This is a genomic window from Psychrobacillus lasiicapitis (assembly GCF_006861795.1).
GTDB lineage: Bacteria > Bacillota > Bacilli > Bacillales_A > Planococcaceae > Psychrobacillus > Psychrobacillus lasiicapitis.
Genome location: NZ_VDGH01000001.1, coordinates 420,546 through 434,850, shown reverse-complemented (window position 1 = coordinate 434,850; position 14,305 = coordinate 420,546). Strand labels below are relative to the sequence as shown.

The window sequence follows — 14,305 nt, the reverse complement described above, 5'->3', positions numbered from 1 at the left end:
TTGAATGGTTGCTCTTAGCCATTAATTGGAAAAATGTGTAGCTTTGTAAAGGTGATATTGCTTAAATTTAACGATGTCCCACTTCAAGTAAACTTGTTATCTGAGAAATGGTTGCTTTCACCATGAATCTGGTTGCTCTCAGGGGTGATTTGGTTGCTTTCCGAATAGAAATAAGTTGCTTTCAATGACTGACTGGTTGCTCTTAGCCATAAACTGAATAATAGCGTAGCAAGATACCTCATTTGGAGGCAACACTGTGCGGTAAGAATAGCATATTCGGATTTGTGGTGTTGGTCGCGTTCCACTAGAAGCAAATATGCCTCGTGGAAAGTATCCTACTGCAGTAGTCACCTGTTAAAACTTTACCACCTATATTGAATATACGATAATCCCTACTCAGAAAAACGTTTTATGCTTTATGCATGAAACGTTTTTTCGGCACATATATTAGATTGCGAAGAAAGGAGACTATCCATGTCAAATCAACTTTATGAACAAATAGCAGAGCGAACTAATGGAGATGTGTATATTGGTGTTGTAGGTCCAGTTAGGGTAGGGAAATCTACGTTTGTTAAACGAGTAATGGAGCTCGTAGTCATTCCGAACATCCAAGAAGAAGCAGAAAGAATACGAGCGCAAGATGAGCTTCCGCAAAGTTCTCCAGGAAATGTAATTATGACCGCAGAACCTAAATTTGTCCCAGCACATGGAACGAATATTCATCTTGGAGAAGATCAATTACGACTTCAAATCCGGTTAGTGGACTGTGTCGGCTACATGATTGATGGGATTAACACGGGTTCAGGGGAAGATGGACAGAAACTAGTGCACACTCCTTGGCATAGTGAAGCAATTCCATTTGAAGAAGCGGCACGAATTGGTACAGATAAAGTAATCCGTGATCATTCAACGATTGGTATTGTTGTAACGACGGATGGCACAGTAAATAATATTCCGCGAAAAGCAGCGGAAGAAGCAGAAGAGCAAATAATCTCCCAGTTAAAAGAAATTGGCAAACCGTTTGTTATTGTTTTAAATAGCAAAACCCCTGGTCATATTGACACCATTCACCTGAGTGAAGAACTACAGAAAAAACATGAAGTGCCTGTAATAGCAGTGGCTGTGGACCGAATGACCGCGGAGGAAATTCAGTACATACTCCAACAAGCACTTTATGAATTTCCGATTACCGATATCGAGGTTGTGAAGCCTGACTGGACAGATGTACTGGAACCGGATCATTTTGTGAATAATGCCATTACTTCATCCTTACACGAATGGCTACAAATTGTGTCTAAAATGAAGGATGTAAAAGAGCTTGCTACGCGATTCAAACAAGTTCCGTTTATCCAATCAGCGGAAGTAGTAGAAGCGAATCCAGGAAGAGGCTCAGCTTGTATTCAAATTGGATTAAAGCCTGAAGTGTTCCAAGAAGTGTGTGATGAGTGGTTAGAAGAACCAATTCAATCTAAAAAAGACTGGCTTTTATTTGTCAAAGATGCGTCTACGGCGAAAAAAGCATACAACAAATTCTCGGATGCGCTGGAAGCAGCTAAAACCCATGGGTACGGGGTATCGCTTCCAACAATTCAAGATTTTCAGCCTTCTGCACCAGAAATTATTAAACAAAATAATTTCTACGGGGTTAGTTTAAAGGCAAAAGCCGCTTCTCTTCACATCATTCGTGTCGATATGGAGGCAGAGTTTGCTCCGCTTATCGGTTCAGAGTTCCATAGTCAGCAATTATTAAAAGATTTAAAGCATGGGTATTTGCACGACCGAGATGCATTGTGGCAAACACAAGTTTTTGGCACCTCATTAGTCGAAGTGATGAAAGAAAGCTTGCGTTACAAAACAGAAAGCGTTTCGGCAGTTGCGAAGAACAGAATGCGTCAAACAATCGAACGAATGGTAAACGAAGGCGACCGAGGAATGGTAACATTCATACTGTAAATATGATACAGGGCTTTTCGCGACTAAGCGAAAAGTCCTGTTATTTTATGAAAAACACCTTTTTTTGAGGAATCTTCCCTAAACGCGTGCAAATAGTGTTGCGAAGCCATTTCTGTTGTGATACTCTTTTTAAAGAGTTAAAGCTATCTTCCTTTGAGAGGAGGTGAATGGTATGAATAAAACAGAATTAGTAAACGCTGTTGCAGAAGCTGCAGAACTTTCTAAAAAGGACGCATCTAAAGCTGTTGAAGCTGTATTTGAATCAATTCAAGCTGCTCTTGCAGATGGAGGTAAAGTTCAATTAATCGGCTTTGGTAACTTTGAGGTTCGTGAACGTGCAGCACGCAAAGGACGTAACCCTCAAACAGGTGAAGAGATCGACATCGCTGCTAGCAAGGTGCCTGCTTTTAAACCAGGTAAAGCACTTAAAGACGCAGTTAAATAACTGATGTTGTAGTACATAGAACGGTTATTGTGAAGCTTGCTTCATAGTAGCCGTTCTTTTCAATTAGAGCGTAGGGTAAAAAGAAATAACGATGATACATAGTTAAAAATATTTATTATATTCGATTCGTATGCTAAGATGCTAATGGTATATATAGTTTGGTCTAGGGGGTTAACAGATGACGAATGTCGATCTGAAAAAAATAGAAGAAGCAGTAAAAATGATTTTGGAAGCTGTGGGCGAAAATCCAGAAAGAGAAGGATTGCTTGAAACACCAAAGCGAGTTTCTAAAATGTATGCAGAAATGTTCGAAGGATTGCATCAAGATCCAAAAGAATATTTTAAAACCGTATTTAACGAAGATCATGAAGAACTTGTGTTGGTAAAGGATATTCCTTTCCATTCCATGTGTGAGCATCACCTAGTTCCATTTTACGGAAAAGCACATGTAGCATATATTCCACGCGATGGAGTGGTAACTGGCTTGAGTAAATTGGCGAGAGCTGTCGAAACAACGGCAAGACGACCACAGCTCCAAGAGAGAATCACATCTAGTATTGCAGATGATATTATGGAAATGTTAAATCCACACGGCGTATATGTTGTCATTGAAGCGGAACATATGTGTATGACGATGCGCGGAATTAAAAAACCAGGTGCAAAAACGGTAACAGCAGTAGCTAGAGGGATTTTAGAAACAGACGAAGTGAAACGATCCGAAATATTATCTTTTATACAGATGAAGTAACAGCTTTGGCGAATGTTTTAGAATATGGTATGATGAAAAAAGATTGTTCTGTAAAGGAGAATAGATAATGTCTAGTTCAGATTTTATCGTTATTAAAGCAGAAGAAGATGGCGTGCATGTTATTGGACTTACTCGTGGCACGGATACGAAGTTCCATCATTCTGAAAAACTAGATACTGGTGAAGTGATGATTGCGCAGTTCACAGAGCACACTTCAGCTATGAAAATAAGAGGAAAAGCATCGGTTCACACTGCAAACGGTGTCATTCAAAGTGAATCTAAAAAATAAAAGACCTACACTAAAGTGAAGTAAGCGCGGTTGGGAAATGGAGTAAAGTGTATGAACGAAACAATGATCACACAACAGGTAAATCAATTCAAAAGCGATATTCTCATGCAAACTCGGCAAAGTACTTTGTTAAATTATACAGGGACTCCAATCATTGACGAAGAACGTTTGTTTTTTACACTTTTACCACTACTCAATGGAGAGGATTGGGACAAGTCAGAACGAATTTCTGTTATCGCCATTTCTCTTATCTTCTCAGCACTTGCTGCACATGATTTAGTGAAAGAACAAAATGCCACGTCGAGAGAACAGCAATTACAAGTGCTTGCAGGAGACTATTACAGTGGGAAATACTATCAGCTGTTGGCAAAAGATAAAAAGATAGATTTGATACAACAATTGTCAGAATGTGTCGCTTCTATTACCGAGCACAAAACGAGATTTTACGATCAACAAAATTATACGTTTGAACAATTGGTCGGATCTATTCAACTAATAGAAAGTAAACCCATTGAGCAGTTTATGGAATACTATTCTTTTCATGACTATGTATTTTTTATGAAAGAAGCGTTATTACTAGCTTCATTGAAAAAAGAGATTGCTGCTTACGAACGAATGGAAGCTACTTTTTATATCGATAAGTCAACCGTTTTGAAAACGAATGTAAACTTGCTTCAGACGGAGATTAAAAAAATAGAAAACAGTTTAATTCAGGATGTTCGTTCTTCTGAATTATTAAAAGAACATGTAAAACACGCAATAGTAGAACGAGTAACGAAATGTTCGCTGGAAACGCAGTTGAGAGAAGGTTAAACAGTGGGAAAATCTAAAGAGCAACATGTACATGAAGTGTTTGAAAAAATATCAGATAACTATGATTCAATGAACTCTGTGATCAGTTTTCAACAACATAAAATATGGCGTAGTGACACGATGAAAGCGATGCAAGTAAAACCAGGCAGCTCGGCATTAGATGTCTGCTGCGGTACTGCCGACTGGACGATTGCATTAGCAAATGCAACTGGAACGACCGGCACCGTAAAAGGGCTGGATTTCAGTCAAAACATGTTGAATGTTGGAAAAGAAAAAGTAAAGCATCTTCCTCAAATTGAATTATTACAAGGAAATGCCATGGAGTTACCTTTTGAGGACAACACATTCGACTATGTCACGATTGGTTTCGGTCTTCGAAATGTACCTGATTATAAGCAAGTACTTAGCGAGATGAATCGGGTGGCAAAACCTGGTGGTATGATTGTATGTTTAGAAACATCACAACCAGATTCCAAAATTTTTAATACTGGTTTTCGTTTTTATTTCCGCTATATAATGCCGCTGTTCGGTAAACTATTTGCGAAAAGCTATAAAGAATATTCTTGGTTACAAGAGTCAGCGAAAGACTTTCCAAATAGAGCGGAGCTCAAGAATTTATTTGAACAAGTTGGTATGAAGGATGTAACAAGTAAACCATATAGTGGCGGTGCAGCAGCAAGGCATATTGGTTTCAAAAAAGATATTTAAGTGGGAGAAGGTTTGGATCTGTGGATAAGATGAAGTTGAAATTACTTTATTCCGATTTAAAGTCGGATTTAGAAGTCATAGAAAAAGAGCTAGCAGTTGCTGTGAATTCTTCCTCTCACTTATTGAATGAAGCCTCTCTTCATTTACTTCTCGCTGGAGGAAAACGAATTCGCCCCGTCTTTGTTCTACTTGCAGCGAAGTTCGGAAATTATTCGATTGAATCCATTAAGAATGTTGCTGTACCAGTAGAGCTCATACATATGGCGTCCCTTGTACATGATGACGTAATAGACGATGCAGAAACACGAAGAGGTAGAGAAACAGTCAAAGCCCAGTGGAATAATCGAGTCGCCATGTATACAGGCGATTTTCTCTTTGCAAAGGCGATGGAATACATAACAGAAGTACAAAATACATATGCACATGAAGTGTTATCTCACACCATGATTGAACTTTGCATCGGAGAGATTATTCAAGTGGAGGATAAGCGTTTCTTAGACCAAACGGTGCGAGATTACTTAAGAAGAATAAAGCGCAAAACCGCTATCTTAATCTCTGCAAGTTGCGAGCTTGGGGCCATTGCTTCTGGAACGGATGCTAAAACGGTTAGACATTTAAAGCTTTTTGGCTATTACGTTGGGATGTCATTCCAGATTATCGATGATATATTAGATATTGTCTCAACAGATGAGCAGTTAGGTAAACCGGCTGGAAGCGATTTATTGCAAGGGAATATTACATTACCAGTTCTCTATGCAAAAAATGAGCCAGCAGTAGCTCCATTACTTCATGCGATGTTTAATGGAACTATTTCTTCCGACGATCAACAAAATCTATTAAAAGAAATTCGCAAATCGGAAGGGATTACGAAGGCCAAACAACTAAGTAATTTATATTTACAAAAAGCCTTGAACGAAGTGAAGCAATTACCAGCGAACTCTGCTAAAAAATCATTGCAAAATATCGCATTGTTTATGAGTAAGCGTAAGTTTTAATTGAAAAAGATAGCTCATAGTGATACTATTTTTAACGGTGGAGAATTTTATCCCGGTTTAACAGTTGTAAGATCCTACTTAAACTTACAGCTTGTGAAACCACGATTGGTTCAACTAACCATTAGTAGGGGGAAAGAACCCCGACTGATGGAAGTTTCACTTAAGCTTATTATATTTATTTGAGGAGTGTTAATCATGGAAAAAACATTTTTAATGGTAAAACCTGATGGCGTACAACGTAACCTAATCGGTGAAATCGTAAGTCGTTTTGAGAAAAAAGGATATCAATTAGTTGGAGCAAAATTAATGCAAATTCCAACTGAATTAGCAGAACAACATTACGGAGAACACAAAGAACGCCCATTCTTTGGTGAATTAGTAGAATTCATCACTTCTGGACCAGTTTTCGCTATGGTTTGGGAAGGGGAAAACGTTATCTCAACAGCTCGTCTTATGATGGGTGCTACAAACCCTAAAGAATCAGCTCCAGGAACAATCCGCGGAGACTTCGCAGTAACTGTTGGCAAAAACATTATCCACGGTTCTGACTCACCAGAAAGCGCTGAACGCGAAATCGGTTTATTCTTCAAACAAGAAGAATTAGTAGCATACGCTAAAGACGCTAACAACTGGATTAACTAATAAGAAAAGTGGACTGTCCACGGCAACTTTGAGAGGCAAATGTTCTATCCTCAAAGAAGTCACTCTTTGACTTTATTGAGGGAAGGTTATTTGACCCAGAGGAGCTAGGCGGTGCAACTAGAAAATTTTTGAATCCAATTTTAAAAAGACAGACAAGTGTTCACATTTGTCTGTCTTTTTCTATATTCGAAATGGACTGATTGCGATATACTATACATAGGTCTTTGGAAAGGAACGATGTCAGTTGCCAGATTATATTAAATTTGTAGATTCCGTCAAAAGAAAAACGGGAATTGATCTTGCTGCGTATAAAGAAGCCCAAATGAAACGACGCCTTACTTCTTTATATGAAAAAAAAGGATATAAAAACTTTGTCGATTTCTTTCAAGCATTAGACAGAGACAACAATCTCTTGAATGAGTTTTTAGATAGAATGACAATAAATGTGTCTGAGTTTTATCGAAATGCCAAACGCTGGGATGTCCTAGAGCAAAAGATATTTCCCAAACTATTAGCAGAGAACAAACGATTAAAAATATGGAGTGCCGCTTGTTCGACTGGAGAAGAGCCTTATACTACTGCTATGGTGCTATCTAATCACCAACCGCTCTCCCAAATCTCTATACTAGCAACAGATTTAGATGAAAATGCTATACAAAGGGCGAAAGTTGGCATTTATCCAGAGCGTTCGCTTGCGGAAGTACCAGCCAATGTGAAGTCGAAATATTTTGAGAAACAAGCAGCCTTTTATAAAGTGGACGATGCGATTAAGAGGACCGTCACCTTTAAAAAACACAATTTATTAAAGGATACATATGAGAAGAATTTCGATTTAATTATTTGTCGCAACGTTATGATTTACTTTACAGAGGAAGCGAAGGATCAAATATATAAAAATTTTAGTAATTCTCTTAAGCCAGGCGGTATTCTATTCGTCGGTAGTACTGAACAGATTTTCAATCCAGGAAACTATGGATTTGAAACGGAAGACACGTTTTTTTATCGGAAGAAATGAACTGTCTAAAAAAATAGACAGTTTTCTTCTTACTTTGAGATAGATTCTATGTTATAGTGGAATATAAATACTTTAGCGAGTTGAAGGGGGAAAGTGTTGTGCGTTATTTAACAGCAGGTGAGTCACATGGACCACAACTTACAGCAATTATTGAAGGGTTACCAGCCCAATTAGAAATTACAAGTGAACAGATAAATAAGGAATTGAAACGTCGCCAAGGTGGCCACGGTCGTGGAAGAAGAATGCAGATTGAAAAGGATACAGTAGCCATTACTGCAGGTGTACGCCATGGGAAAGCATTAGGATCACCGGTGTGTCTTGTCGTAAACAACGATGATTGGAAACATTGGACAAATATTATGGGTATTGAACCATTAAGTGAAGATATGGAACCAGAAGATATTAAACGACAAATTACAAGACCACGTCCAGGACATGCCGATTTAGTTGGCGGGATGAAATACGGTCATCGTGATTTGCGCAATGTACTAGAGCGTTCTTCGGCACGTGAAACGACGGTACGAGTTGCAGTAGGAGCGGTGGCAAAGCAATTATTAAGCGAATTAGGCATCTCGATTGTTGCCCATGTAACGAAAATCGGTGGGATTGAAGCGAACCTAGGATTAGCTACCGGCAAATCGGTCGAAGAGATTCGTGAAATTGTTGAAGCGGATCCTGTCTATTGTTTGGATTCTGAAGCTTCTGAAAAAATGGTGGAAGCGATCGACAATGCGAAAAAAGCGGGCGATACAATCGGTGGTGTTGTAGAGGTAATTATTTCAGGAATGCCTGCAGGTGTTGGAAGCTATGTTCATTACGATCGAAAGCTTGATGCGAAACTGGCAATGGCTATGATGAGTATTAATGCATTTAAAGGTGTAGAAATTGGTTTAGGGTTTGAAATGGCAAATTTATTTGGTAGTCAGGTCCATGATCAAATCTCTTGGAGTGAGGAAGAAGGATATACGCGTGATACGAATCGTTTAGGCGGTTTAGAAGGCGGTATGTCGACAGGAATGCCGATTGTTGTTAGAGGGGTTATGAAGCCGATTCCGACACTTTATAAGCCATTACAAAGCGTCGATATCGATACAAAAGAACCGTTTAAAGCGAGTATTGAACGTTCGGATAGCTGTGCAGTGCCAGCAGCTTCTGTAGTTGCGGAAGCAGTCATCGCATGGGAAATTGCTCAAGCCGTATTAGATACATTCAATGGCGATAAAATGGACTCACTAAAAGCGGAAATAGAAAGACATCGAGCTTATACAAAGGGGTTTTAAGTCGTGAATATCCCAGTAAAAACAACCGATGCTTCGTATGAAGTGCATTTAGGAGAAAATATATTAAAAGATTTTTGTATACAGTATAAGACTGCTTTAGAAAAAGCAGATCAATTAGTTATTATTACGGACGAGCATGTGTGGAGTTTGCATGAACAATATGTTCGCGAGCATTTTTCATTCCCATTTAAAGTATATATAGTGCCAAATGGAGAAGCGTGTAAAACGTTTGAGGCATATTTTGATGTGCAAACCTTTTTATTACAAGAAAATTGTTCAAGAAACTCGGTGTTGTTTGCTTTAGGTGGAGGAGCAGTAGGAGATTTAACGGGATTTGTTGCGGCTACTTTTATGCGCGGCATTCCATTCTATCAAATACCTACAACTATCTTGGCACATGATAGTGCGGTTGGCGGAAAGACTGCCATTAATCATCCGAATGGCAAGAATATGATTGGTGCTTTTTATCAGCCTCAAGCGGTCGTTTATGATTTTCATTTTCTAGCTACTTTACCAGAGACAGAAACGCGTTCAGGACTTGCAGAAGTGATTAAACATGCACTAATTAGTGATGCTGAGTGGGTGAATGAATTTTTTGCATTACCTACTATCGCATCTATCGACAATGAAACATTATTACAATGGCTTGAAAAAGGGATTCGTGTGAAAGCGCGTATTGTGGAACTCGATGAAAAAGAGCAATCGTACCGCAAATATTTAAATTTTGGGCATACGTATGGACATGCGATTGAAGCAACTGTTGGATACGGAAAAATTACACATGGTGAAGCCGTTATGATTGGTATGATTCCCGCTTTAATGTTGAGCGAAATGCACGGGAATGTAGAAGCAGGTTATGCCCAAAAAGTATATGAGCTTGCTACTAGACTAGGATACAATTTTCAGCATGTACTTAATTGTTCGTTTGAGCAATTAGCAGGGTTTATGTTAAAGGATAAGAAAACAACGAATGGAGAGCTTCATTTTGCTTTGCTTCAAGTAATTGGAGAGCCATTTGTACAAGTAATTTCGATGAGCGATGTGCAACATTGCGACGAGCAGCTGAGAAAGTGGATCAAGGAGTGATTAGATGATCAGGGGAGTAAGAGGGGCAACAACGGTAACAGCCGATTCAAATGAAGAAGTATTGTTAGAAACAAGTCGTCTTGTACAAGAAATGGCTAAAGCAAACGATGTACAGCCCGAGGATATTGCATCCGTTATAATTTCAACGACGACAGACATAACATCCGCATTTCCTGCAAGAGCGGTGAGAAGCTTAGAAGGATGGACCTATGTACCAGTAATGTGCACACATGAAATGGATGTGCCGAACTCGCTTGAAAAATGCGTTCGGCTTTTAATGCATATAAATACGGAAAAAAACCAACAAGATATCGAGCACATCTATTTAAATAATGCAGTTACATTAAGACCAGACTTGGTGAAATAACTTATAGAAACGAGGACCTGTGAGATGAAATTCAAAAAACAAATTGCTGGATTACAAGCTTACCAGCCGGGAAAAACAACAGACGAAGTAAAAAAAATGTTCAACTTAAGTACGGTAACAAAACTTGCATCGAATGAAAATCCTTACGGAGCATCTTCTAAAGTTAAAGCGTACTTAGATAGTGCCAATATCAACTACGCTATTTACCCAGATGGTTATGCATCGAAACTTCGCACAGCTGTCGCAAAGTATCTAAACGTTTCGGAAAAGCAATTACTATTTGGAAATGGCTCAGACGAAAATATTTTAATCGTTTCAAGAGCACTACTACAACCAGGCTTAAATACAGTAGTTGCAGATCTAACATTTGGCCAATACAAGCATAATGCGATTGTAGAAGGAGCAGAAGTTAGAACGGTTCCTTTACTTGAAAATGGCGAGCATGATTTAGATAAAATGGCGGAAGCAGTGGATGAAAATACCGCTATCGTATGGATCTGTAATCCGAATAATCCAACTGGAACACTTATTGCTAGTGATAAGATTAAAGCATTTGTAGAAAAAGTACCGAATGATGTATTAATCGTATTGGACGAAGCTTATACAGAATACATAACAGATGAAACATATGAAGACTCTATTCAATTACTAGACAAGCACCCTAACGTATTAATCATGCGTACTTTCTCTAAAGCTTACGGCTTAGCTAGTTTCCGAGTAGGTTATGCAATTGGTTCGGAAGAAGTAATTAGTCAATTAGAGCCTACGCGTGAGCCATTTAATAACACGGTATTAAGCCAAGAAGTCGCAATTATCGGGCTAGAGGACCAAGCATTTATCGAATCGTGTAGAGAAAAGAATAATGCGGGTAAAGCACAATATGAAGCTTATTGTACAGAACGCAATCTACATTTTTATCCTTCCCACACAAACTTTATATTCATGGAAGTGAAGGCTGATAGCGATGCAGTGTTCCAAGGATTGATGAAACGTGGATTTATCGTTCGTAGCGGAAATGCGCTTGGCAAACCTGGATACCTTCGAATTACGATTGGAACAGAAGAGCAAAACGCAGAGTTATTGCAAAAATTAGATGAAGTTTTACACGAGGAAGGCATTTTATAATGAAACAAACGGTTTTCATCATAGGACTTGGTTTAATAGGCGGATCACTAGCGCTCGGTTTAAAAAGAAATAATGATGTAAAAGTTATTGGTTATGACGCAAATACGCATGCACTTCGAACAGCGAAAAGGATTGGTGTCATCGATGAGATGGCGGTTTATATGAAAGATGCTGCAGGGTTCGCAGATATCATCATATTTGCTACTCCCGTAAATGAAACCATTCGATTGATGAACGAGTTGGCAAGCTGGAAACTAAAAGAACAGGTCATTGTAACCGATACTGGAAGCACGAAAAATGAAATCATGAAAGCTGCTGTAACTTTAAAAGAACAAGGCATTACTTTTATAGGTGGACATCCCATGGCTGGTTCTCATAAAAGTGGAATAGAAGCAGCAAGAGCGCATCTCTTTGAAAATGCGTATTATTTGCTCACTCCTTTTCCAAATGAGAGTAAGGATAATATGAATAGATTATCGAGTTTGTTGGGAGTAACAAAAGCAAAAGTAGTGCAAGTGAGTGCAGAAGAGCATGATCATATGACAGCAGTAGTGAGCCATTTCCCGCATTTAGTAGCAGCATCACTGGTACATCAGCTTGCTGTTGAGAACGAGCAATTTCCTTTCACGAAGCAACTTGCTGCAGGAGGATTTCGGGATTTAACGAGAATTGCTTCGTCGAATCCAATTATGTGGAGAGATATTACCCTTCAAAACCGTTATGAGTTAAGTAATCAGCTTCAAGCTTGGATTGATGAAATGATCAAGCTTCAAAATCTACTATTACAGTCGGATGCAGAAGATATTGAAACTTATTTTAGGACAGCAAAAAAAGTACGGGATGAACTACCGATCAACGAGCAAGGTGCAATGTTTGCTGTATATGATTTGTATGTGGATGTACCAGACTATCCAGGGGTTATTTCAGAAATCACTGGATATTTAGCGAAGGATCGTATTAGTATTACGAACTTGCGAATTGTCGAGACTCGAGTAGATGTTTTTGGTATTTTGGTCATTAGCTTTCAAACGATGGAAGATCGTGCAAAAGCAGTCGAATGTATTGCGAAGAATACAACATTTGAAACATATATTTCTTAGGGAGGTAATCGTTATGGGAAAAATATTAGATTATGCACAGCCATCATTACAAGGTACTTTGCGAATTCCTGGCGATAAGTCTGTATCTCATCGTTCCATTATGTTTGGGGCAATCGGTGAAGGAACCACAACTGTCGAAGGCTTTTTACAAAGTGATGATTGCTTAGCAACAATTGATTGCTTCTCTAAGCTTGGTGTAGAAATATCAGTAGATGGAGAAAGCGTTCAAATTAAAAGTGATGGAATCGGTGCATGGCAAGAACCGAGGGAAATTTTATATACAGGTAACTCAGGAACAACTACTAGACTAATGCTCGGCATTTTAGCGGGTTCCAATGTTTCGTCCGTATTAATCGGGGACGAGTCTATCCAAAAACGTCCAATGAAACGGGTAACAGCTCCATTAAAACAAATGGGCGCGCATTTTATCGGTAGAGAGGATGCACAATTTACACCAATTGCAGTGGAAGGAACAAAATTGAACGCAATCCACTACCAAATGCCAGTTGCAAGCGCACAGGTGAAATCCGCGATTTTGCTTGCTGCTTTACATGCGGAAGGTGAAACAGTCGTAGAGGAAATGGAAACCTCTCGTGATCACACGGAAAAGATGCTACAACATTTTGGTGCGGAAATCTCGGTTGATAACAAAACGATTCGTCTAAAAGGTGGACAGAAGCTTCACGGAACGCATGTCGTTGTACCAGGTGATATTTCATCTGCAGCCTTCTTTTTAGTTGCTGGAGCGATTGTTCCTAATAGTAAGCTAACACTAACGAATGTTGGGCTAAACAAGACAAGAACAGGTATTATCGATGTACTGCAAGCAATGGGTGCAAAAATGTCGATTAATGATTCCGACAATAATAGCCATGAAGAAATGGGGACAATTGGAATCGAGTCGTCTTCACTAAAAGGGACAGAAATAGGCGGAGATTTAATTCCTCGACTTATTGATGAAATTCCAGTTATCGCTTTACTTGCAACACAAGCAGAAGGAAAAACAATCATTAAAAACGCTGAAGAGCTAAAAGTAAAAGAAACAAACCGTATCGATGCGGTTGTAAATGAACTTAAAAAGCTCGGAGCGAACATTACTGCAACGGATGACGGAATGATTATCGAGGGGCCAACCCCTCTTCATGGGGGCGACCTAACGTCTTATGGTGATCACCGTATTGGAATGATGGCGGCTATCGCTTCTTTAATCACATCAAGTCCGGTTACATTAGATGATACAGCATGCATAGCTGTATCATATCCAACTTTTTTTGAACAATTGGATAGTGTACGAAACAGTTAAACAAGAAATTTTTATAGACCGAGGACCGAGAAAAGGTCCTTGGTCTATTTGTATTTCATTTACTAGAACTGATTGGTTAACCAACACGAAGAAGATAATTTTTTAGGGTAGGAAACTACCCGCTCTATTTTATTCGAAGGTCTTCTAATAAATATGCGAAACATTTGTCTTTGTCTCGTTCAAAGTAACTTGTTATTTTAGGAATTGGTTGCTTTTACTGACTGATTGATTGCTCTTAACCATTAATTGGATAATAGTGTAGCGAGATACCGCTTTTTAAAGCCTGGCGAACTTGCCAAAGCGGATTTACAATTCAGATTTATCACAATCTGTCGCTTAGAACTATTAATAGATGTAAACCTTCCATAATTTCACTGGAATTGTGTCTAAATACATACTAATTTGCGGACTAATCTATTAAAAAATCATAAATGAA

The 14,305-nt window shown here is 38.8% G+C and carries 15 protein-coding genes; all 15 read left to right on the top strand.

The window, feature by feature from the left end; all coding sequences use genetic code 11:
• Positions 1-474: 474 nt before the first annotated feature.
• The 15 genes from spoIVA to aroA all read left to right on the top strand — a co-directional run bounded on the left by spoIVA (position 475) and on the right by aroA (position 13,869).
• Positions 475-1,953 (top strand): stage IV sporulation protein A, encoded by a 1,479-nt coding sequence (spoIVA, locus tag FG382_RS02150; RefSeq protein WP_142537218.1) that lies wholly within the window; start codon positions 475-477, stop codon positions 1,951-1,953.
• A gap of 172 nt (positions 1,954-2,125) precedes the next feature.
• The gene (locus FG382_RS02145) at positions 2,126-2,398 is read left to right on the top strand and encodes an HU family DNA-binding protein (RefSeq protein WP_093273151.1); all 273 of its coding nucleotides are present in this window, start codon (positions 2,126-2,128) and stop codon (positions 2,396-2,398) included.
• A 178-nt stretch (positions 2,399-2,576) separates the two neighbouring features.
• On the top strand, positions 2,577-3,146 hold the full coding sequence (folE, locus tag FG382_RS02140) for a GTP cyclohydrolase I FolE (protein WP_142537217.1): 570 nt from the start codon (positions 2,577-2,579) through the stop codon (positions 3,144-3,146).
• Positions 3,147-3,213: 67 nt separating this feature from the next.
• Positions 3,214-3,435 (top strand): trp RNA-binding attenuation protein MtrB, encoded by a 222-nt coding sequence (gene mtrB / locus FG382_RS02135; RefSeq protein ID WP_093273145.1) that lies wholly within the window; start codon positions 3,214-3,216, stop codon positions 3,433-3,435.
• Positions 3,436-3,486: 51 nt separating this feature from the next.
• Positions 3,487-4,248: a heptaprenyl diphosphate synthase component 1 gene (locus FG382_RS02130; RefSeq protein WP_142537216.1), complete on the top strand. Its 762-nt coding sequence runs from the start codon at positions 3,487-3,489 to the stop codon at positions 4,246-4,248.
• 3 nt (positions 4,249-4,251) lie between these two features.
• On the top strand, positions 4,252-4,956 hold the full coding sequence (locus tag FG382_RS02125) for a demethylmenaquinone methyltransferase (RefSeq protein ID WP_142537215.1): 705 nt from the start codon (positions 4,252-4,254) through the stop codon (positions 4,954-4,956).
• 20 nt (positions 4,957-4,976) lie between these two features.
• Entirely contained in the window at positions 4,977-5,951 is a 975-nt protein-coding gene (hepT, locus tag FG382_RS02120; protein ID WP_170206429.1) for a heptaprenyl diphosphate synthase component II, read from the top strand.
• A 195-nt stretch (positions 5,952-6,146) separates the two neighbouring features.
• A complete protein-coding gene (gene ndk, locus FG382_RS02115; RefSeq protein WP_142537214.1) occupies positions 6,147-6,593 on the top strand; it encodes a nucleoside-diphosphate kinase in 447 nt (148 codons plus the stop codon).
• A 244-nt stretch (positions 6,594-6,837) separates the two neighbouring features.
• Positions 6,838-7,608, top strand: coding sequence for a CheR family methyltransferase (locus FG382_RS02110; RefSeq protein ID WP_142537213.1), 771 nt, complete (start codon positions 6,838-6,840; stop codon positions 7,606-7,608).
• Positions 7,609-7,706: 98 nt separating this feature from the next.
• Positions 7,707-8,888 carry a chorismate synthase gene (gene aroC, locus FG382_RS02105; protein WP_142537212.1) on the top strand — a complete coding sequence of 394 codons (1,182 nt, stop codon included), beginning with the start codon at positions 7,707-7,709 and terminating at the stop codon, positions 8,886-8,888.
• A 3-nt stretch (positions 8,889-8,891) separates the two neighbouring features.
• On the top strand, positions 8,892-9,974 hold the full coding sequence (gene aroB / locus FG382_RS02100) for a 3-dehydroquinate synthase (protein WP_142537211.1): 1,083 nt from the start codon (positions 8,892-8,894) through the stop codon (positions 9,972-9,974).
• A gap of 4 nt (positions 9,975-9,978) precedes the next feature.
• The gene (gene aroH / locus FG382_RS02095; RefSeq protein ID WP_142537210.1) at positions 9,979-10,341 is read left to right on the top strand and encodes a chorismate mutase; all 363 of its coding nucleotides are present in this window, start codon (positions 9,979-9,981) and stop codon (positions 10,339-10,341) included.
• A 24-nt stretch (positions 10,342-10,365) separates the two neighbouring features.
• On the top strand, positions 10,366-11,466 hold the full coding sequence (gene hisC / locus FG382_RS02090; RefSeq protein ID WP_142537209.1) for a histidinol-phosphate transaminase: 1,101 nt from the start codon (positions 10,366-10,368) through the stop codon (positions 11,464-11,466).
• Positions 11,466-12,566 (top strand): prephenate dehydrogenase, encoded by a 1,101-nt coding sequence (locus FG382_RS02085; RefSeq protein WP_142537208.1) that lies wholly within the window; start codon positions 11,466-11,468, stop codon positions 12,564-12,566. The genes hisC and FG382_RS02085 overlap by 1 nt, the downstream gene beginning before the upstream one ends.
• 13 nt (positions 12,567-12,579) lie before the next feature.
• Positions 12,580-13,869: a 3-phosphoshikimate 1-carboxyvinyltransferase gene (gene aroA / locus FG382_RS02080; RefSeq protein ID WP_142537207.1), complete on the top strand. Its 1,290-nt coding sequence runs from the start codon at positions 12,580-12,582 to the stop codon at positions 13,867-13,869.
• Positions 13,870-14,305 lie beyond the last annotated feature (436 nt).